Origin of the sequence: [Lactobacillus] timonensis (assembly GCF_900240275.1) — a bacterium.
In the GTDB taxonomy this organism is placed as follows: Bacteria; Bacillota; Bacilli; order Lactobacillales; family Lactobacillaceae; genus Limosilactobacillus; species Limosilactobacillus timonensis.
In genome coordinates this window covers 1043416-1063477 of the sequence record NZ_LT964761.1, presented here as the reverse complement: position 1 = coordinate 1063477, position 20062 = coordinate 1043416, and the positions used below count along the sequence as shown (strand labels likewise).

The following is a 20062-nucleotide window of genomic DNA, read 5'->3' as shown; positions in this document are numbered from 1 at the left end:
TTTTTCTGTCCACTTAAATGTTCAACTTAAATTTTACAATTTGCCAAACTGAAAAAGTAATTCTGGATCCATAGCAAACTTTTTATCAAAGCTACTATGATCTCTTTCGACATATCCATCTTCTTCAACTAAGTGTTGAATTATTTCTTGTTGGTAATCATATCGTTCATTTATCTGTCCACGCATTTATATATTCATCCTACATCTTTGGTACTTGCTTCTTGCCCGTTACATATTCATAAATAAGTGAATTTTTGTATTCCTTTAAGAGATTTAGTTGCTGTTGTTTTTTTTCAACCAAGCTATCTAAAATTCTATTTTTTCGATTCAAATAATCAACAATATTACACATTTCTCTATCGCTAGGAACCAGAACTTTAAGTTTTGAAAACTCATTGTAATTAAGCCCCTGGCGTACTCCATTCCCCATATTATAAAACACTTTTTCAATATCATAAGAATGCAATAGGTAGTGATAATAAGCTGAATTCGTGTTTGGCAATGGAGCCAAATCAATATAAGCAGAAGTAATTATTCCATGCTCTTTAACAATCCCAGTTCTTAAGCTATGCTGATCGTTTTGTAAATCAGTCGGTCGAATGATAATATCACCATCTTCTACAATATTGTAAGTATTGAAGTTTGCTGGTAACAAACCTCCCTTAGCATTAATGTCCCTTCGTTTTATTTTCCCATAACTTAGAGATAACAGATTCTGTTCTCGTCCAGCAATATTTTTGCTTTTTCTTTCATTAAATAGTTTATATAGAGGTACAACTCCCCACGATTCAGGAATGCTTCCAACCCACTCTATACCGCTATCTTTCATGGAAATATTTAGATCTAATCCCTTAGTTACAGTCCTTATAATTAAGCTATTTTGATAAACTTTCAATCGTTCAATTTCATCATTGATTCGAACTAAGAGTTTGTCAATTTGACCACATTTCTTATCAAGGAAATCAGCAATTCTCTTTTGCTCCTTCATTGGTGGGAAAGGAATCTTTATCTTTGATAGTATATTAAAATTTAGTATTCTTCTTACCCCTCCTCCCATATTGTTGAACGCTTTTACTGAATCATAACTTTTTAGCAAATATAATAAATACTTCTCATTAATATTATTCTTCGCTCTAATAACAATATATGCTGAAGTAATAGCACCTGGGGAAGTTACAAAGCCTACTCGCTGAGTAACAAAGTCAAAATTTAAATTTAATCCATTGATAACTATATCTTTAGGTTTTACAACCTTATAATTTTCAATAGTTTTTCTTAAAGATGGATCTTCGTCAATACTAAAGTTTTTTTTCCTAACGATAGTCCCATACGTAAACTTCAGTGCTGCTTTTTGAAAAATATTGTTATTTTTCTTTCTTACTTCCTGGGATACATAATAAATAGGGACAGAATCCCAATTATCTGGGATTTCACCAACCCATTTTATCCCACTATCTTTATTTACTTGCATTTGCATCACCTGTTTTTATCAAACAAATTATTCATTTCCACAGAAATCGATTGTTCCAAACTATCAATCATATTTTGTAGTTTCTCTACCGACTGGGGCATCTGATACCTATAGAAGTATCTAGTAAATGGGATCGCTGCACCTGTTTTAATAACGGGTTTCTTTTTACCCAAATTTTCTTCAAAAAAAGCTTTGGCATCCGGTACAAAAGGCAATACTTCTTCCGCCATATATTGATTAATTGGTGTTTTTATATTAACTATTTCCGAATCGGCTGTATCTTTATCATAAATAATATTTCCCTTTTTATCGGTTTGAACTTCAGCTGATTTATCCATTTGTGATAATCCATCAACTATTTTTTTCATCAGTTTATCATCTGCAATATCTGAAAGTAGATCTTCAATAACTGGCTTAAATACTTCTGGTGATTTATAAACCTTTTCAGAAATGTTATCTCTGAGAGTGGAAAGCAGTTGATCATAGACCGGCTTATTTTTATTAAATTTAGTTAATTTCTTTACATCGCGAGCTGATAACTTTTCATTACTATTCTGAAGTTCATCAAATTTAACCGGATCAAAAAAGCTGCTCAAATTAGGGAGCATTTTTTCAATACGTTGTTCTGTAATAGCATAGCTACGTTGCAGTGGCTGCATAACTGTGTATTCACGATAAATGAATTCAGCATTGTCATGAATTTGTGAGATATTATTCTCTTCAAAGTCCGTATACAACTTAGTAATTTGTTCACGATTTTCTTTTGAAAACTCATTCTTTTTCTTTCCCAAAGGTTTCCTGAGTTTTTCATAGATATTCGTTGCATCAATAAATTGAACTTTACCTTTTCGCTTTTCATCTTTCTTTTTAGATAAAATCCAAATATACGTTACCAACTCCGTGTTGTAAAACAGATCAGTCGGCATTGCTACGATTGCATCCAGATAATCATTCTCTAACAACCAACGTCTAACCTGTGATTCTCCTGATGCTGTATTACCTGTAAAAAGTGGTGAACCATTTTCAATAATGGCGGCTCGCCCATTATCATCTAATTTATCCAAAGCAGATTGAACAAATAGTAATTGTGCATCATTTGTTTTAGGTAACCCCGCTGGCCATCGACTACTGTCGCCCTTTAAATAATCTTCTTTAACTGATTCTTCTTGACCTTGTTTTGCATCTTTACCACCCCATGGAGTACCAAATGGAGGATTTTCTAACACAAAACGCATCTTCTGATCGGGAAAGCAGTCTTCCTTTAGGGTATCTGCATGCTTAAAATTAGAAATATTTTGATTTTTGATTAACATTTCGGCTAATCCAACAGCATATGACTGGCCCATTAGTTCTTGACCAAAAAGGTGCACATCAGCTGTAGGATTCAAGTGCTTCAAATATGTATATGCTGTTGATAACATACCGCCAGTCCCACATGCTTGGTCCAAGACAGTGACAACCTTGTTATCTTCTAAAATATCTTCACTACCCTCTGCAAGTAATAAAGAGACACAAAGACGAATAATGTCACGACCGGTGTAAAATTGCCCAGCGTCAACGTTCTGGTAAAAACGGGCAATTAAATTTTCAAAGATGTATCCCATTTTGATGCTGTCAAATTTAGCAACACTTAAATCAAGCTCAGAGAATGCTTTAACAACGCTATATAAGCATCCGCCTTTATCCATTTTATTAATGTTGCTTTCAATATCTAAATTTCGGAGGATCTCTTGAACATCTGCCGAAAAACCAGCTAAATATGATTTGAAATTAGAATTAATATTATCAGGATCATTACATAATTCTTGCAGATCAAATTTACTAGTATTATAGAACTGAAATCCACTAATCTTATACATCGCTCTAGCTGGATATGTTGGCATTGCCTCATATTGCGTCAGCACCTTATCTTTTGTTGGCTCTAGGGCACATTCAAATCTCCTAATAATAGTCATCGGAATAATGACATCCCCATATTTATCAGGCATGTAGGTACCACGTAACTTATTGGCAATAGACCAGATAAAGTTAGCCTCACTAGTAATATCTACTGGCTGTTCATCCCAAGAAGTATCAATTTTTACCATTTGTTATTCTCCATCCTTTACTATGCTTCATCTACCATCATATTAAAATGTTGTTCTTGCCCCATACACTTGAAAATCAACTTAAAACTTTTTCTATACTGGTCTACATTTCCATCCAAATTATCGTCAATAAAAAGCAGGTCATCAGAAATTCCAAACCTAGCAGCCGACATATGAGCTAACATTGACGATACCAGTTGATATTGTCCTGTACTATCATCTTTGTCTGCAAATTCATCCCTATGGTCTATCAAAACTCTTCGTCGTATATCATCACCGGTATAGCCACATATTTGTAGAAAATAGTATTCTAAAATACGTCGAATAATATTCATTAATGAAAGACAACTTTTTGTTTCTTTATACTCCCGCCATAAAGCAGTATAGGAATTTGTGACAGGATTAAAATTTAATTTTTGAGTAGGACAATTTGGATTGATTTTTTCACATAACTTAATTTCCGAGCAATTATCATGCTTTGTAATCAAATAAAATGAAACATACTGATATTCCTTTGTTCGAAGAGAAGTTATATCTCTTTGAAAGAATGCATTATGTGTAAAAATAAAGATTTGTTTAATTAAATTGCCCGAAGCTAAGCTATCCCGATTATCAACATTATTTCGACAAATTTCGATTAATTTACGTATCTCGGCTCCGATAATGAACATAGTTCCACTATCCATACTGGTTACTGGATCATCAATGATTATTATCTTCTTTTTAACCTCTTCAGATGTACTATTATTACCATACACCTGCTGTAAAAAGTACAAAAAGGCTATAAAGTTTCGTTCACCCTCACTAAGATTTTCAGCAACATGCCCGGAGTCATTTCTTACAATTTCATAGTTGCGTATTAATGTCCCTGACATTTCCTGTTTAGGAATAAGATGGAATCCCTGTAATCCCGAACTTTTAAGCATTAAATTAATATTATTCATTGCTGTTTCAGTTTCAACTGTTTGCTTATTAAGTTGTCTGATTTTCTTTTTAAAGCCATTTATATTATCAGATGCTGCTTGCTTAACTTTATTTTTCCTTTGAATTTCTTCATTAATGTCTCTATTTGCTGAATCAAACTCTTCTATATCGATTTTTAACATGTTTGCCAAGTATTCGAAAATCTTTTGCTGGCATTCTTCACGCTTTTGATTGAGAGAAGTTACTATTTCATTATTCTCAATTATTGATTTATTGAATTTTGTTATTAAATGTGAAAGTTCATCCAGCAACGGCCCAATTTTTTCTAAAACGACAACTCTTGTGGGCTCATCGATTTTTGATTGTATTTTATCAATATTCGACGTAATTAATGACTTAATCAGTCGAAGCTTATCATCATATCCTTCCATATTAATATCTGGATATAGCGGATCAGGCTTTTGTGCCAAAGACAAAAATAGTTTATTTGCGGAATCCCGATATTTTTTCAAAAATTCATTTAGCTCATGTCTGTTACTTTCATACTGGTCGTCAAAACTTCTTACAAATTCTAATTCAAAATCTGGGTTTAGTAATTGAGAACAATATGGGCATCTACCATTTGTTCTTTCATGAAATTGATCATGCCCCTGTCGTGCCCATTCCGTAGCACCTATTTGCTTTAAAAAAACCGCCAAATCGGTGTCAGCAGAATTTACAATTTTCTTTGACAATATTCCGCTACCAGAAATATTATCTAAAACGGCAATTGACTGAATCTCGTTAAACAATGGATATTGCCTTGCAGATTTAGAATATGCGATCGAATACAAAGTATCCAATTGCTTAATATCATGTTCTTTGGCATCATGTCTTCTTACCTCATCAATAAATTTTTTCTTTGAACTGCGGTATCCGTTTTGTGTTTTAGCAAATTGCTTACGAATTGATTTTGTCTTTTCCCAGCATTTCGATTTAATTTGTTCTTCTAAAGTATTTTGACGATTTTCTAATGCTTCTATACTCGAAGTTGCTTCGTTAATTTTTTCCCAAGATTGTTCTTCGCTTTCTAATAATGAAGCAATTTCTTTTTCAATCTCTGCATTCTTTTTATTTACGGTGAAGACCCCTGGCAGCCCATCATGTTCTTTGATGTTTTCATCTATATAATTTTGGTCGTATAGTAAAATCTCATAATCATTTAGATTGTCGCCATTCTTAAACATTACCCCATCGCCAGACTTTATAGTTTTAGCAATAGTAGATTTCCCTGTACCATTGTTGCCAAAAAAATAATTAATAAACGTTGGGTGAATTATTGGTGAGTTTTTCTTAAAGGTAGCATCACTTATAACTACACTTGTGATTTCCGATTTTAGTTTTTCCATATTGCAGCTCCAAATAATTTAATTAGGGTTGTGGCATTCCAGATATGCCAGCTTTGTCGAAAGCGTTAAAAATATTTATCTTGTGCACATACCATCCAGGTAAATTTAAGTCTGTCAACATACAATCTATATTAATACCAAAGAAAGAAGCGTTTTGCTGGTAACCGAGTTTATTTTGTTCAAATGCCCCCAATGGATGAAAGAACACTCTTATTATACTTTTTTCTATCACTACGTCCGTTATACGGCAATACCATGCCGATTGCGATGGACTTGTTTTGCCATAAAATTCTGTATTCTTTTGACAAATAATTGCAGGAATAGTTTTTAGCTTTTCTATTCCACGGTCTGAAAGCTCCGAACATGAGCTAAATATTTCAATAGGGACCATATTAAGTAGTAGCGAACGATTAGCGGGAATTATTGCAGAGCCACCAACCAATACATTCGTCACTAATAATTGATAGTACACTTTACTAAACGTTTGGATAGCCATTAAATCTTCAGCTTCATGGCCTATAGAATGAGAATTATTAAAATTAAGGTTAACAGTTCCACCTTGATTATTTGTAATGTTGACGTTATGGTCACCATTTTGTTCTAACTGCTTTATCGATGGGCCGCTTATCTTGTTCGATGGCACATTTTCATTCCGATTTATATCATTATTCAATTTTTCCATTCCTTATAAATTGAGATTCATTGTTCCATTATTTGTTATGTTGACGTTATGGTCACCATTTTGGACTATGTTCGTTTGATGATTAATCATCGTCTGCTTCTTTTCGCCCTTAGAATTATCATTTTGTGAATCTTGAGCTTGCATTTTTATTACATTAGCTTCCATGGAATCCTCCGTGGAGGCTTTTTTATTTTGTCTAGTTTTTTCTTTAACTAAGTGTGCATCTCCATGCCATTCAGTAACAATAATGTTCTCAGCTCTAGATTGGCCAACCTTAGATTCAAAATTTCTCGGTTTTCTTGCTTTTTTCTCACCCAGCAGATTTAAAGTCGCCTTTCCATTCTGATTTTTTCCCCGCCTTTCCGTCAAAATAAAAAGAAGTATTCCAACTAAAAATGGTTCTAGCTCAAATTTGTTAGTTTCCAGCAGCTGACTCTTAGATAATTCGTTGCCGTCGCTTTTCACATAAAATGGGCAATTATTTGCAATAGTATCGTCACAGCTAATGATATCTAGTATTGCTCCCACGAGCCACTCACTAACATCACGATTTAAATGCTCGCTCACAAATTTTTTCATTCTAGACAAGGTCAATAAGTGGTTTTTACTAATAAGGGCTTTAAAAGCATTTATTATCGCCCCATCGTTGAAAGGAAGATTTACTGTCCCCTCAGTTTTTCCTTCCTTATATTGTGAAGTGTCCTTAACAGTTCCAAAGTCATTTCTACCTGTAAATGTGTAAATTAGGTCCTTCATAACGATAGAGTCCGAATGTTTATCATGACCTCCGGCCCTATGAGATCTAGCAGTTTCATTTGGTTTTACAGCTTGTAATAGCAAAAAGAAAAATACGCATCCGCACAAGTACATATGATCATAAGTCACTTTTTCCATTTATCTCTACCTTCGATTCCAAAAATAGTAACAAAAGTAAAGGAAGTAAAGCAATATTCCTGTTGACATCGACTAAAGAAACGACAGGTTAGAAGACGTAAAGAAATACAACTTCTTTACTACAGTTACATAGAGCAGTATCAAAAAATATTGAAACTCGTATATTACGCTTTTTTATTATATCAAGTTTTTAATTATTTATCCGTATGTACTCGTTACCCTATTGTAGCTGAACAGCATGTGTTGCTCGATCAACAACTTTTACTAGCATGCACCTAACTGAATAACATTCTGTAACAAGCCACTAGTAAGGCAAGTTGCAGTACCCAAGCGATTTATCGTTTAGGTCTGTTTCTTATTGCCTTGTTAGTGGCTTTTAGTATGCCTTCGATTCCTTCGCTTGGGAGATCCAAGAGGAGGAATTTTTTATGAAGAAATACTACGACGACCGTCACCAGCTCAACATGGAGATCTCAGATACTAAAGATGGCAGTATGCACATTAAGCTACATCAACCAACTGGGATCAAAGAAATCACGGTCACAGAAGCTAAAGGCAAAGAAATCATCGAACTTAATCGTATTGAATACAACGATAACCACCGTGAAACCCGTCGTCATGTTTCACTCGAAGCCTATGACCCATATGGCGCCCTGGTAAAAGATGATGCTGATCCGTTGCAAGAGGTAATTAATAAGGAAGAAATGGATCAACTCCAACAAAGTATCAGTCAACTTACACCAGGACAGCAAAAGTTGATCATGAAGAAGTTCTGGGATGGCATGAAACAGATCGACATTGCCAAAGACGACGGAGTGACCAAGATGGCGATCACTAAGCGTTTCCAAACTATCTATCGACGGCTCAAGAAAAATCTTCAAAAATAATCGTTTACTTTTTTCTTTCCCATGGCCTGTAAGTGTAAGGCAATTATTCCTTACTAAATTTAATAAGAAAGGATAACCATCATGGCTAATAAAATTGCAATTTCAGTAGCCAAGCATCCCCACCAAGATGGTGTCGTCAACATGCGTCAAATCACAGTCCGTGAAAAATTACTGCGTTTGTTGCTCGGCAACCCACACCACTTAATGGTGATTGCACCCGGCAAAGATGTTCAACAACTAGAAATTAACGAAGTAAAGGATGATTCCTATGAGCGTAATGAATGACCTTGATTTGAAACTCAAGGAGCTTGAAAAACAAATCGACCAAACCAAAGAAACCGTTCAGTCCATCCGTCAATTGTTATCAAGCAACGAAAATGAAGTTTCAAGTGATGATGAGCAACTAAAGTGTGACTCAATTGAAGACAAAGTAACGGTTCGCAAGATGCTGGCAAGGAAGAGTGCCGAAGGTTATACCGACCAAGTTAAAGAATTGCTCCATAAGTTTGGTGCCGAGAAGCTTTCTGACGTGGATCCCAAAGATTACGAAGATCTTTACTACAGTGCGGAGGGATTAGGACAATGAGTTCACCAACCCACCACGCATTATTATCAGCTTCCAGTGCTAATCGTTGGCTAAGTGCTCCACCACTCCCACGACTAGAGCAATACTTCCCCCACACTACTTCTAATGTAGCTGCTGAAGGAACGGCTGCCCACGCACTGGGAGAATATAAGATCCATCGATTACTCGGTGATGAGTTTAAACGCCCTACTTCTGATTACCAATCAGATGAGATGGAAGACCTAACCGATGATTACGCTAGCTATGTTCTGGAACAATATCACAAAGCTAAAGAATACGCACCCGACGCCACCATCCGTGTGGAACAGAAACTGGACTTTTCTAAATATGTGCCTGAAGGTTTTGGTACTGGCGACTGCGTAATTGTTTCTGATCACCTACTCCATATTATCGACTTTAAGTATGGCAAGGGTGTCCGGGTAGAAGCGCAGAACAATCCCCAGATGAAACTCTATGCCGTCGGTGCACTAGAAATGTTCGGCAGTCTGTACAACGTTGATGAAGTTGAAACGACAATCTTTCAACCTCGGATGGCCAATATTAGTACCTGGACCATTAATGCTAAAGAACTAATGCACTGGGCCAATTCCGAATTAAAAGAGAAAGCCGAACTCGCATTTGCTGGCAAAGGTACCGTCCATTATGGTCCTTGGTGCCAATTCTCCGCTTGTAATGCTGTACTGCGAGCTCGTTTTGACTATCATCACAAGCTCACCCGCTTTCAACTACGGTCACCGAACTTGCTAACAGATAGTGAGGTAACCGAGGTTCTCGAACACATCGATGATTTGAATCGTTGGGCTCACGAAATTAAAGACTATGCCGCTGACCTAGCCATTAACCATGGTAAGCAGTGGCCTGGTTACAAAATAGTCGAAGGTAGGTCTGTCCGCCATTACAAGGATGAAGCTGCCGTAGCAAAAATTGCTGAAGAACATGGCTACCATGATATTTACCAAAAGAAGCTATTATCGATTACAAAACTAGAAAAACAGGTCGGTAAGAAGAAATTCACCGAACTGTTTAGTCAAGAAATTGTTAAACCTGCGGGTAAGCCAACTCTGGTGCCAAATTCCGATCAACGTCAGAGTATTAGCAAATCTAACCCACAAGATGAATTTAAGGAGGAAAAATAATATGTCACAACAAACTAAGGTCGTTACCGGTATCAACACTCGTCTCTCTTATGCCAACATCTGGGAACCTAAGTCTATCAATGGTGGTAAGGAAAAGTATTCAGTTAGTCTAATCATCCCCAAGTCCGATCAAAAGACAGTCACTGCCATCGAAAAAGCTATCGATGCTGCCATCCAGGAAGGAATTGGAAAGTTTGGTGGTAAGAAGCCTAATAAGGCCACTCTCAAGCTACCTCTTCGAGATGGGGATGTGGAACGTGATGATGTTGCCTACCAAGATAGTTACTTTATCAATGCTAATTCGATCACGGCACCACAGATTGTGGACAAGCATGTCCAACCAATCCTTGATCGTGATGAAGTTTACAGTGGCTGCTATGCCCGAGTATCGATTAACTTCTATGCTTTTAACACCAACGGTAACCGTGGAATTGCCTGTGGCCTGGGTAACATCCAAAAGATCCGTGATGGAGAACCACTAGGTGGACATGCTAGTGCCAGCGATGACTTCACAGCGATTGATGATAGCAATGACGATGATTTCTTAGCTTAAACCAAAAGATGGGCAGTCGACTTTGACTACCCATTTTTTGTAGAAAGGATTCCTGATGAAGCAAATTTCAATTGATATTGAAACTTATTCCAGCACCAACCTAAATCAGACTGGCGTCTATCGATACGCTGATAGCGATGATTTTGAGCTTTTGCTCTTTGGTTATGCCACCAATTTTGGTCCCGTCAAGGTGGTGGACTTAACCCAGGGTGAAAAGATTCCGGTACAGATTATTAAAGCCCTAGATAATCCTAACATTATTAAGAGTGCTTTTAATGCTCAATTTGAACGAGTCTGTCTGTCTCGTTATGTCGGTCACCGTTTAAACCCGGCTGGTTGGCATTGTTCTCGCGTTTGGTCTGCCACTCTCGGCTTGCCATTATCACTACGAGATGTTGGAATCGTGCTAGGACTACCACGTCAAAAGATCACTGCTGGTAAAGAGCTTGTTCGCTACTTTTGCACCCCTTGCAAGCCCACGAAGGCCAATCAAAATCGCACTCGTAACTTTCCCTACCATGCTCCCAATAAATGGCAACAATTCAAACAGTACAACCAGCGCGATGTTGAAGTAGAAATGGAAATCACTCAAAAACTCAGTTGGTTCCCGGTCCCACAAAGCGAATGGCAGAATTACTGGATGGATCAAGACATCAATGACCGGGGCATCAAGATTGATCAACAGCTAGTTGATAATGCCATTAAATGCCAGTCCGAATTTCATGACCAATACTTGGAAAAAGCCAAAGAGTTAACGGGTCTCGCTAATCCAAATTCACCACTGCAATTAAAAGACTGGTTAACCCAACAAGGAGTTCAAGTCGATTCTTTGTCTAAGGCAGCTGTCGCCCAGCTTCTGCAAAATACAACTGGTAAAGTTCATCAAGTGTTGGCTTTAAGGAAACTTTTATCCAAATCCAGTGTCAAAAAATACCAGGCCATGCAAAAAGCTAAATGTAAAGATGACCGTGTGCATGGTTTATTGCAATTTTATGGTGCTAACCGTACCGGTCGTTGGGCAGGTCGTCTAGTGCAAGTACAAAATCTTCCCCGTAATTCAATGCCTGATCTGGAAGCAGCTCGCGCACTGGTTAAACAGGGTAACTTCTCCGCGTTGGCTATGCTCTACGATTCCGTTCCTGATGTCTTGTCACAACTGATTCGCACGGCCTTTATTCCTAAAGAAAACTGTCATTTCTATGTTGCTGACTTCTCTGCTGTGGAAGCACGAGTCATTGCTTGGCTTTCTGGTGAAGAATGGCGACAGGAAGCCTTTGCTCATAATAAGGATATTTACTGCGCGTCTGCCAGTCAGATGTTCGGCGTACCGGTAATTAAACACGGCATCAATGGCAACTTGCGACAAAAAGGCAAGATTGCTGAATTAGCGCTTGGCTATGGTGGTTCGATCGGCGCTCTAAAGGCCATGGGCGCTACCAAGTTAGGTTTGACAGAAGATGAACTGCCACCATTAGTTGAGATGTGGCGGCAGGCTAGCCCTCATATTGTCCACTTCTGGTGGGACATTGATAAAGCGGCTAAAGTATGTATTAAAACTCGCCTTCCTCAAGAATCTCACGATATGAAATTCACCTACCGTAGTGGTTGTATGTTTCTAAAATTACGTTCTGGTCGGTCTCTTTGTTATCCCCAACCTAAGATCGGCATTAACCGCTTTGGTAGTGAATCCATTACTTTCATGGGCATTAATACCATCAAGAAATGGTCACGAATTGAAACCTATGGCGCTAAGCTAGTCGAAAACATCGTCCAGGCCACTAGTCGTGATCTCTTAGCTGAAGCTATGCACCGTCTAGAAGCAGCCGGTAACCCAGTCGTAATGCACATTCATGACGAAGCCGTAATTGAAGCCCCAACTGGGCGTTCACTCGCTACCATGGTCAAGATTATGACTGAAGTGCCTGATTGGGCAAATGGTCTAATTTTGAATGCTGCTGGTTTTGTCGGTGATTTTTACAAAAAAGATTAATCTTCATGGTTTACTTTCAGTCCTCATCTGGCTTATCAGTGAGGACTTTTTTAGTTCTTAAATTTTATGAAAGGATCTGAATTAATGTCAGAAGTCATTCAAGCCCAAGCGGCAATCGACAAGCTGCGGATTGATAAGTCAAATTCTCACTACCGGCCCTTCATCTTTGTCATCGCTCCATTTACAGAGGTTGTGAAAGAACAAGATAAAGCAATTCAGACAGTCCAAAGCTACTGCCGCTTTGTCTACCAAGCCGGTGGTATTCCGGTATGTCCACAACTTTATCTACCGCAATTCATTAACATGCACCGTTCGCAAGAATTTCAAATCGCTGCCTTTATTAACATCGTGCTGCTTACCAAATGTACTGAAGCCTGGTCATTTGGCAAACCGACTCACGATATGCGGTATTTCCATCGCTTAGCTAAACGCAAAGGGAAGAATATTCGTCAATTTAATTTGAAAACGGAGGTCTACTAAAATGCACTTTACCTTATCTACTGCCACGGTGACTGGTCAGGCTAGCAACACCAGCTATCCTCAACAGATTAACATTACCAACCAAGATGAACTGGCCAAAGCAGTTAGTCACGACCACGTTTGTGGCATTTTCAAATCTAACCAAAGAAACATTGGGAACTTTATCAGCGCGGACTGTCTAGTCATGGATTGCGATAATGATCACTCCGAAGATCCGTCAGCCTGGATTCATCCGACTGATTTATCAAATTATTTCGATGATGTGTCATATGCGATCACTTTATCTCGCAACAATATGAAATCCAAGCATGGTAAAAAGCCACGACCGAAGTTTCATATCTACTTTCCCATTCAACCAATTAAGAAAGCAAAAATCTATGCTGAATTAAAGCACGAGATTCAAGCTTACTTTCCTTATTTTGATGACAATGCCTTGGATGCAGCCCGCTTCGTCTTTGGTGTTCCCACCACTAAAATTTTCTGGCATGAAGGAAGTCAAACAATCGACCAATTCATGATGGCCCAACGTTTCTTTGATCAGCAGAAAATTGGTGGCATCCCCGAAGGCAAACGCAATGCTACCCTTTCCCACTTTGCTGGCCGTTTAGTAATGCGCTTAGGTAATACCGCTGAAGCTCGACAAGTTTTTAAAGAAGAAGCAACAAAGTGTGATCCGCCGTTAGGAAATCAAGAACTAGCAAATATTTGGCACAGCGCCATGAAATTTGGTCAACGGATGGCCAGGCAAAAAGGTTATGTTCCACCCGAAGAGTACGACCAGCCAAATGATGATCTGCAACCTCAAGATTACTCCGACACTGGTGAAGCCTATGTTTTTGTCAAGAATTGCCATCAGCGAGTCTGTTACACCAACCAATCCGGCTTTATGTGGTTTGACGATAAAATCTGGCAAGAATCTGAGCCGCTCGCTTTAGGAGAAGTTCAGCGCTTTACTGACAAACAATTGGCTGATGCCCAATTGCGGGTAATGAACTGCCACAAAACCATCAAGCAAAATGGTGTCGCTCAAGCAATTCAAGCTATGGGAAAAACAAAAGCCCGGCGTACTTTTAGCGAAGTTCAGCAAGAATCATTTAAGGACTACGAAGCTGCCAAAAGCTATGAAGCCTTCATCCTCAAGGAACGCAGCACCCGTGGCATCAGTGGCATCTTAACAAACTCTCGACCCAAGCTGGTCAAAGAAATCAACCAATTTGATGCTGATCCATTTTTACTAAATACTCCTGCCGGCCCTTTTAACTTAAAAAAAGGAATGTATGGTCAACAGGAGATCAAAGCTAGTGAATTAATTACTAAGTCAACCTCCTGTATTCCAGGTAATAGAGGAACAGATCTTTGGCAAGAGGCGTTGAATACTTTCTTTTGTGACGACCAAGAATTAATCAACTATGTTCAAGAAATTGTGGGACTTGTCGCTATCGGTCAGGTTTATTTGGAAGCCTTAATTATCGCCTATGGGGATGGACGCAACGGAAAATCGACCTTCTGGAATACGATTGCCAATGTGCTCGGCACTTATACTGGCCACCTATCTGCTGATGCTTTGACTACTGGTGTGCGGCGCAATGTCAAACCGGAAATGGCCGAGGTTAAAGGCAAGCGACTGATCATCTCCGCGGAATTGGAAGAAGGTAAACGCCTGAACACTTCGATTATTAAGCAACTCTGTTCAACCGATGAAATCTATGCCGAAAAGAAATACATGAAGCCGTTCTCGTTTACCCCGAGCCACACGATGGTTCTTTATACCAACTATCTGCCCCATGTCGGTGGCAACGATGAAGGTATCTGGCGCCGCTTAATCGTAATTCCCTTTAAGGCCAAGATTAATAAACGACAAGACATTAAAAACTATACCCAGCACCTAACCGAAAATGCTGGTCCGGCTGTTTTGCAGTGGATTATCGAAGGTGCCCAGCGGATCATTCAGCAAAATTACCAGTTAAGCACTCCGCCTGCGGTAGCGAAAGCGGTAGAAGCCTACCACGCTGATAATGATTGGCTCGGTCACTTTCTCAATGAAAAGTGTGAACTGGATCCAAGCTATGAAGGGAAATCAGGAAGCCTTTATCAAAACTATCGCGAATATTGCCAAAGCATTGGCGAATACATCCGCAGCACGTCAGACTTTTACACTGCCCTTAAGAATGCTGGCTTTAAGCGAACTCGTAAAAGTTCAGGCAGCTTTGTTAGCGGTTTACGCATTAAAGCTGATGAATTTCTCGACTAGCACGCGACTTACACCAATTCATCATCAAGAATCCTTATTTGCCAGTATTTGAAGCTAGTTAGTGTAGGTCATGTAAGTCTATTTCATTACTTGTATATAGGAAATAAATAAGAAGAAAAAAGACATAGAGAAGAGTATGTAATCAAGTGTCACGACCTACACTTAATGATCGTTAAAGCTTGATGCATCAATGTTTAGAAAGGATAAAAGAATGTTAGAAAAACGAATCGAGTCAGCATTTGTTAAAGCAACTCAAAAACGGGGTGGATTATGCTTGAAGTTTGTTTCGCCATCGATGGCCGGAGTACCTGATCGCGTCGTACTTCTTCCTGATGGCCACATGGGCTTCGTTGAAATGAAAGCCCCCGGTAATCATCCCCGTCCCCTGCAAATCCAACGGATCAATCAAGTCAAAGAATTAGGCTTTCAGGTTTTTGTTTGCGACCAACTTAGTCAGATTGGAGGGATGCTCGATGCAATACAAGCCTCATAACTACCAACAGTACGCTACCCAGTTTATCCTCGATCATCCAGTGGCAGCGATTTTACTCGACATGGGACTCGGTAAAAGTGTCATTACCCTTACAGCTATTAAAAGACTCATCGATCGGGTTGAAATACAGCGAGTATTAGTAGTTGCACCACTACGGGTGGCTAAACAAACCTGGCCAGAAGAACTGAACAAATGGGATCACCTAAAGGGCTTGACTTACTCTGTGATCACAGGTAACAAGGATCAGCGTATCAGAGCTGCCCAGAAAGATGTGGATATCTACATCATTAATCGTGAGAACTTAAAATGGCTTATCGAATCAGCCATTCCATTTGATTACGACATGTTAGTCATTGATGAACTATCCAGCTTTAAGTCCTACCGCTCTCAACGCTTCCGAGCTTTGAAGAAAGTTCGACCTTTAATTAAGCGGGTGGTTGGTTTGACTGGTACTCCATCTTCGAATGGTTTGATGGATCTCTGGGCAGAGTTTCGCGTTCTTGATATGGGTAAACGACTCGGCCGCTTCATTTCTTACTACCGAGCTAATTACTTTGACCCTGACAGGCGAAACATGTACCGGGTCTTTACTTACAAGCCCAAGCCAGGTGCAGACCAAAGCATCTACCGCGCCATTGATGACATCACGATTTCCATGAAGTCAAAAGATTACCTGCAACTGCCACCACTTACGATGGACACAATGCCCGTTAAGATGAGTAATAGTGAACAAACAATCTATGACGAATTAAATGCCCAATTAGTAGTGTCGACCCAGGGCAAACAAATTGATGCTTTAAATGCTGCTAGTTTATCCAACAAGCTCTGCCAAATGGCCAACGGTTGTGTTTACGATGACCAACAGCAGGTAGTACAGATTCACCAACGTAAACTCGATGCTTTAGAAGATTTAGTTGAAGCAGCGAACGGTAAACCAGTCCTGGTTGCCTATTGGTTCAAACACGACTTGGCTCAGATTAAGCAGCGTTTTACCGCTCGTGAAATTAAAACCGTTAAAGATATTCAGGATTGGAATGCCAGTAAGATTCCCTTAGCACTAATCCATCCAGCTTCCGCTGGTCATGGGCTGAATTTACAAGCTGGTGGCTCTACCTTGATTTGGTACGGCTTGACCTGGAGCCTAGAACTTTACCAGCAAACCAACGCCCGACTCTGGCGACAAGGTCAACAACAGCCAGTAGTGATCTATCATTTAATCACCCAAGGAACAATCGATGAAAACATCCTAGCGGCCTTGAAACGAAAGGACAAAACTCAGTTAGCCTTGATCAACGCAGTCAAAGCTAACCTACGAGGAGGCGTAACAGTATGAGCATCATGTGGAACTACTTAGATAAACGGCGAGCAACCGTCGCGGCTTTGAAAGACTACGATGGAATGCGATTCATCATTGATTCCTACCAGGACGACTTGAAGTTAGCTAAGCAACAGATGATTGGAGTCAATTCACCGCGGTATGGTTTCTCCCCGAGTAGCAACAACAAGGATAATCCCACCGAACATCGTCTGATCCATGGAATCAATCAAGTTACTAAACTGAACGAGCGCTATCAGCAAGCCCGTCTTTACTTCAAATGGTTTGAACCTGCATGGCAAGAGCTGACTGAGGACGAGCGGTTTGTTCTTGATACTTGTTACCGAACTCCCGACCAGTCAATAAACCAAGGACTAGCGCTGTTGATGGATAAATACTTCATTGCTAAAACTACTGCCTACAATAAGAAAAACAAGGCACTTGACCATCTCACTCTCCTGCTTTACGGTGCCCATCATTAGAAAGGTAAAACGGAGAACAAATAAGAGGCTTATCCATGTTACGATGATAGTGTAGAAAATTAGGACAAAGGCATTTGCTTTATAACGATTGGAGCCTGGCGGCTTTAAACTGCTGGGCTTTTCTTATGCCTACAGGAAGGAGGAGTGTCATGCCCTACTCACCTAAGAAGCCATGTCGTTATCCTGGCTGCCCACGACTGACCCACAACACTTATTGTGACGCGCACGCCAAGCAAGTCAGCTCTCACTATAATCGTTACCAACGACCAAAGCGTAGTCGTCCGCGCTATCATCACGGCTGGCCAAAGATCCGTCAACGCTACTTGCTCCACCATCCCTTCTGTGAGATGTGCCTGAGCCAAGGAAGGTATACCCAAGCCACCGAGGTCCATCACGTTCTGCCTCTGGAACACGGCGGCACCAACGAGTTCAAGAACCTGATGGCATTATGTAAGCCATGCCACTCCCGCATCACCGCCCAGATGAATGATCGCTGGCATAAAAAGCCACGTCGATATCATTACTAAACCACGGAGGGGGCCATCAAATCCTTAAAAATTTTTCGCGCGGGAGCGGGCCTGGGCCTTCGTGTACAAAAAATCGAAATCAAACGGGGTATTAACCCTTGCCGGAAGGAGGGAGAGATTTGGCTAAAGATGGTACGAATCGTGGCGGATTCCGGGTCGGCGCTGGGCGAAGATCTAAATCACTGCACGATAAGCTCGAAGCTGGCCAAGAAGCAACCGTCATTGATTTGCCAGAGCCAGCTAATCTGGAAGGCCACGTGATGCCGCCAGTCAAAAAGTACCTCAAAGCCAAGCAGAAAAATGGCTTAGAGTTTGACGCTGCTGATATTTTTAAAGAAACCTGGGAATGGCTGGTCGAACGAGGCTGCGATAAATTAGTCAATACCCAGTTAATCGAACAATACGCCGTTAGCGTCAGCCGATGGATTCAGTGTGAAGAATGTATCTCTAAGTTTGGTTTTCTGGCTCGTCACCCAACCACTGGTAATGCGATTGCCTCACCATACGTTTCGATGAGTCGTGACTATATGAAACAGTCCAGTCAGTTGTGGTTTCAAATTTTTCAGGTGGTTAAGGAAAATAATGCTGCTACTTACCAAGGATCTACACCACAAGATGATGTGATGGAGCGGCTCTTAAGAAGCCGGAAAGGAATGAACTAATGAAATTTATCAAGAAAAAAATTGCGGATCTAATTCCTGCCGATTACAATCCGCGTAAAGATCTCAAGCCTGGCGATCCTGATTACGAAAAGTTAAAACGTTCAATGAAAGAATTCGGTTATGTCGATCCAATCATCTGGAACCAACAAACTGGTCGCATAGTTGGAGGACACCAGCGGTTAAAAATCCTCCAAGATGAAGGAACCCAGGAAGCCGAATGTGTTGTCGTTAGTCTGGATGATGAGAAAGAAAAGGCACTGAACATTGCACTTAACAAAATCAGCGGTGATTGGGATAAGGATAAGTTGGCTCTGCTCATGACCGACTTACAGGCCAGCGATTTGGATGTTTCATTAACTGGTTTTGACGAGAATGAGATCTCTGATCTTCTCGGTACCGAAGATGACACCCATGATGATAATTTTGACGTGGATGGTGAATTGGATAAACCGACTTTTTCGAAGTCTGGCGACTTATGGCACTTAGGTAAACATACTTTATTATGTGGTGACGCTACTAAAACAGAAAGCTACCAGAAATTACTGGGTGATCATAAGGTCAACCTAGTGTTAACTGATCCACCATACAATGTCGATTACTCCAGCAAGGCTGGCAAGATCAAGAATGATCATCAAGCCGATGACAAGTTCTACCAGTTTCTGCTCGCTGCTTTTCAAAATATGAATCAAGCGATGGCTAACGATGCCAGCATCTATGTTTTCCATGCCGATACGGAAGGCCTTAACTTCCGCCGTGCTTTCCAAGATGCTGGTTTTTATTTATCCGGTTGCTGTATCTGGAAGAAGCAATCATTAGTACTTGGTCGTTCACCCTACCAGTGGCAGCATGAACCCGTACTCTATGGATGGAAGAAAGATGGCAAACACGAATGGTACACCGGGCGAAAGGAATCCACTATCTGGGAATTTGACCGTCCTAAGCAAAGTAAGGAACACCCAACAATGAAACCTATCCCCTTACTTGCCTATCCAATCATGAATTCGACAATGTCTAACTGTACAGTTCTTGATCCCTTTGGCGGTTCTGGATCCACTCTCATTGCTTGTGAACAGACTAATCGGATTTGCTACATGATGGAGCTGGATCCTAAATATTGCGATGTCATCGTCAACCGCTATATTGAACAAGTCGATTCGGATCAGAAAGTCAGTGTGGAAAGGGATGGGAAATCGATTCCTTACAGTAAGGTTAAAAAGCCGGCCTAAAGTACTGAAAAGCCTTGCTATCTGTGCC

20 protein-coding genes are annotated in these 20062 nt (G+C 40.0%); 14 read left to right on the top strand and 6 right to left on the bottom strand.

Annotated elements, in window-relative coordinates:
* Positions 1–33: 33 nt before the first annotated feature.
* From C1710_RS08255 to C1710_RS05100, 6 genes are read right to left on the bottom strand one after another with little or no spacing between them, the layout of a single operon-like run.
* Complete coding sequence (locus C1710_RS08255; RefSeq protein ID WP_180961307.1) at positions 34–186, bottom strand: hypothetical protein; 153 nt, start codon at positions 184–186, stop codon at positions 34–36.
* Between the two features lie 13 nt (positions 187–199).
* Positions 200–1471: a restriction endonuclease subunit S gene (locus tag C1710_RS05120; protein ID WP_235857970.1), complete on the bottom strand. Its 1272-nt coding sequence runs from the start codon at positions 1469–1471 to the stop codon at positions 200–202.
* A gap of 5 nt (positions 1472–1476) precedes the next feature.
* Positions 1477–3558 carry a type I restriction-modification system subunit M gene (locus tag C1710_RS05115; protein ID WP_102280744.1) on the bottom strand — a complete coding sequence of 694 codons (2082 nt, stop codon included), beginning with the start codon at positions 3556–3558 and terminating at the stop codon, positions 1477–1479.
* A gap of 20 nt (positions 3559–3578) precedes the next feature.
* Complete coding sequence (locus tag C1710_RS05110; RefSeq protein WP_102280742.1) at positions 3579–5870, bottom strand: AAA family ATPase; 2292 nt, start codon at positions 5868–5870, stop codon at positions 3579–3581.
* Between the two features lie 22 nt (positions 5871–5892).
* Positions 5893–6543, bottom strand: a complete 651-nt coding sequence (locus C1710_RS05105; protein ID WP_102280741.1) for a hypothetical protein — start codon at positions 6541–6543, stop codon at positions 5893–5895.
* A gap of 12 nt (positions 6544–6555) precedes the next feature.
* Positions 6556–7446, bottom strand: a complete 891-nt coding sequence (locus C1710_RS05100) for a hypothetical protein (RefSeq protein ID WP_102280739.1) — start codon at positions 7444–7446, stop codon at positions 6556–6558.
* Positions 7447–7874: 428 nt separating this feature from the next.
* Between C1710_RS05100 and C1710_RS05095 the strand changes: the two genes are divergently transcribed.
* The 14 genes from C1710_RS05095 (at position 7875) to C1710_RS05030 (ending at position 20034) form a co-directional block, all read left to right on the top strand.
* Complete coding sequence (locus tag C1710_RS05095; RefSeq protein ID WP_102280737.1) at positions 7875–8333, top strand: sigma-70 family RNA polymerase sigma factor; 459 nt, start codon at positions 7875–7877, stop codon at positions 8331–8333.
* A gap of 81 nt (positions 8334–8414) precedes the next feature.
* A complete protein-coding gene (locus tag C1710_RS05090; protein ID WP_102280736.1) occupies positions 8415–8618 on the top strand; it encodes a hypothetical protein in 204 nt (67 codons plus the stop codon).
* Positions 8602–8919, top strand: coding sequence for a hypothetical protein (locus tag C1710_RS05085; protein WP_040458874.1), 318 nt, complete (start codon positions 8602–8604; stop codon positions 8917–8919). The genes C1710_RS05090 and C1710_RS05085 overlap by 17 nt, the downstream gene beginning before the upstream one ends.
* Entirely contained in the window at positions 8916–10055 is a 1140-nt protein-coding gene (locus tag C1710_RS05080; protein WP_102280733.1) for a DUF2800 domain-containing protein, read from the top strand. Before C1710_RS05085 ends, C1710_RS05080 begins: the two co-directional genes overlap by 4 nt.
* Position 10056: 1 nt before the next feature.
* Complete coding sequence (locus C1710_RS05075; protein WP_425280934.1) at positions 10057–10608, top strand: DUF2815 family protein; 552 nt, start codon at positions 10057–10059, stop codon at positions 10606–10608.
* Between the two features lie 55 nt (positions 10609–10663).
* Positions 10664–12598: a DNA polymerase gene (locus C1710_RS05070; RefSeq protein ID WP_102280727.1), complete on the top strand. Its 1935-nt coding sequence runs from the start codon at positions 10664–10666 to the stop codon at positions 12596–12598.
* A gap of 84 nt (positions 12599–12682) precedes the next feature.
* Positions 12683–13078, top strand: a complete 396-nt coding sequence (locus C1710_RS05065; RefSeq protein WP_235857969.1) for a DUF7768 domain-containing protein — start codon at positions 12683–12685, stop codon at positions 13076–13078.
* Position 13079: 1 nt separating this feature from the next.
* Positions 13080–15329, top strand: a complete 2250-nt coding sequence (locus C1710_RS05060; RefSeq protein WP_102280721.1) for a phage/plasmid primase, P4 family — start codon at positions 13080–13082, stop codon at positions 15327–15329.
* A 211-nt stretch (positions 15330–15540) separates the two neighbouring features.
* Positions 15541–15822 (top strand): VRR-NUC domain-containing protein, encoded by a 282-nt coding sequence (locus C1710_RS05055; RefSeq protein WP_102280718.1) that lies wholly within the window; start codon positions 15541–15543, stop codon positions 15820–15822.
* Positions 15803–17155: a DEAD/DEAH box helicase gene (locus C1710_RS05050; RefSeq protein WP_102280716.1), complete on the top strand. Its 1353-nt coding sequence runs from the start codon at positions 15803–15805 to the stop codon at positions 17153–17155. The genes C1710_RS05055 and C1710_RS05050 overlap by 20 nt, the downstream gene beginning before the upstream one ends.
* Complete coding sequence (locus C1710_RS05045; protein ID WP_102280714.1) at positions 17152–17619, top strand: restriction endonuclease; 468 nt, start codon at positions 17152–17154, stop codon at positions 17617–17619. Before C1710_RS05050 ends, C1710_RS05045 begins: the two co-directional genes overlap by 4 nt.
* Positions 17620–17768: 149 nt before the next feature.
* A complete protein-coding gene (locus C1710_RS05040) occupies positions 17769–18146 on the top strand; it encodes an HNH endonuclease (RefSeq protein WP_102280713.1) in 378 nt (125 codons plus the stop codon).
* Positions 18147–18265: 119 nt separating this feature from the next.
* On the top strand, positions 18266–18808 hold the full coding sequence (locus C1710_RS05035; RefSeq protein WP_102280712.1) for a P27 family phage terminase small subunit: 543 nt from the start codon (positions 18266–18268) through the stop codon (positions 18806–18808).
* A complete protein-coding gene (locus tag C1710_RS05030; protein WP_102280710.1) occupies positions 18808–20034 on the top strand; it encodes a site-specific DNA-methyltransferase in 1227 nt (408 codons plus the stop codon). Before C1710_RS05035 ends, C1710_RS05030 begins: the two co-directional genes overlap by 1 nt.
* The last annotated feature ends 28 nt before the right edge of the window (positions 20035–20062 follow it).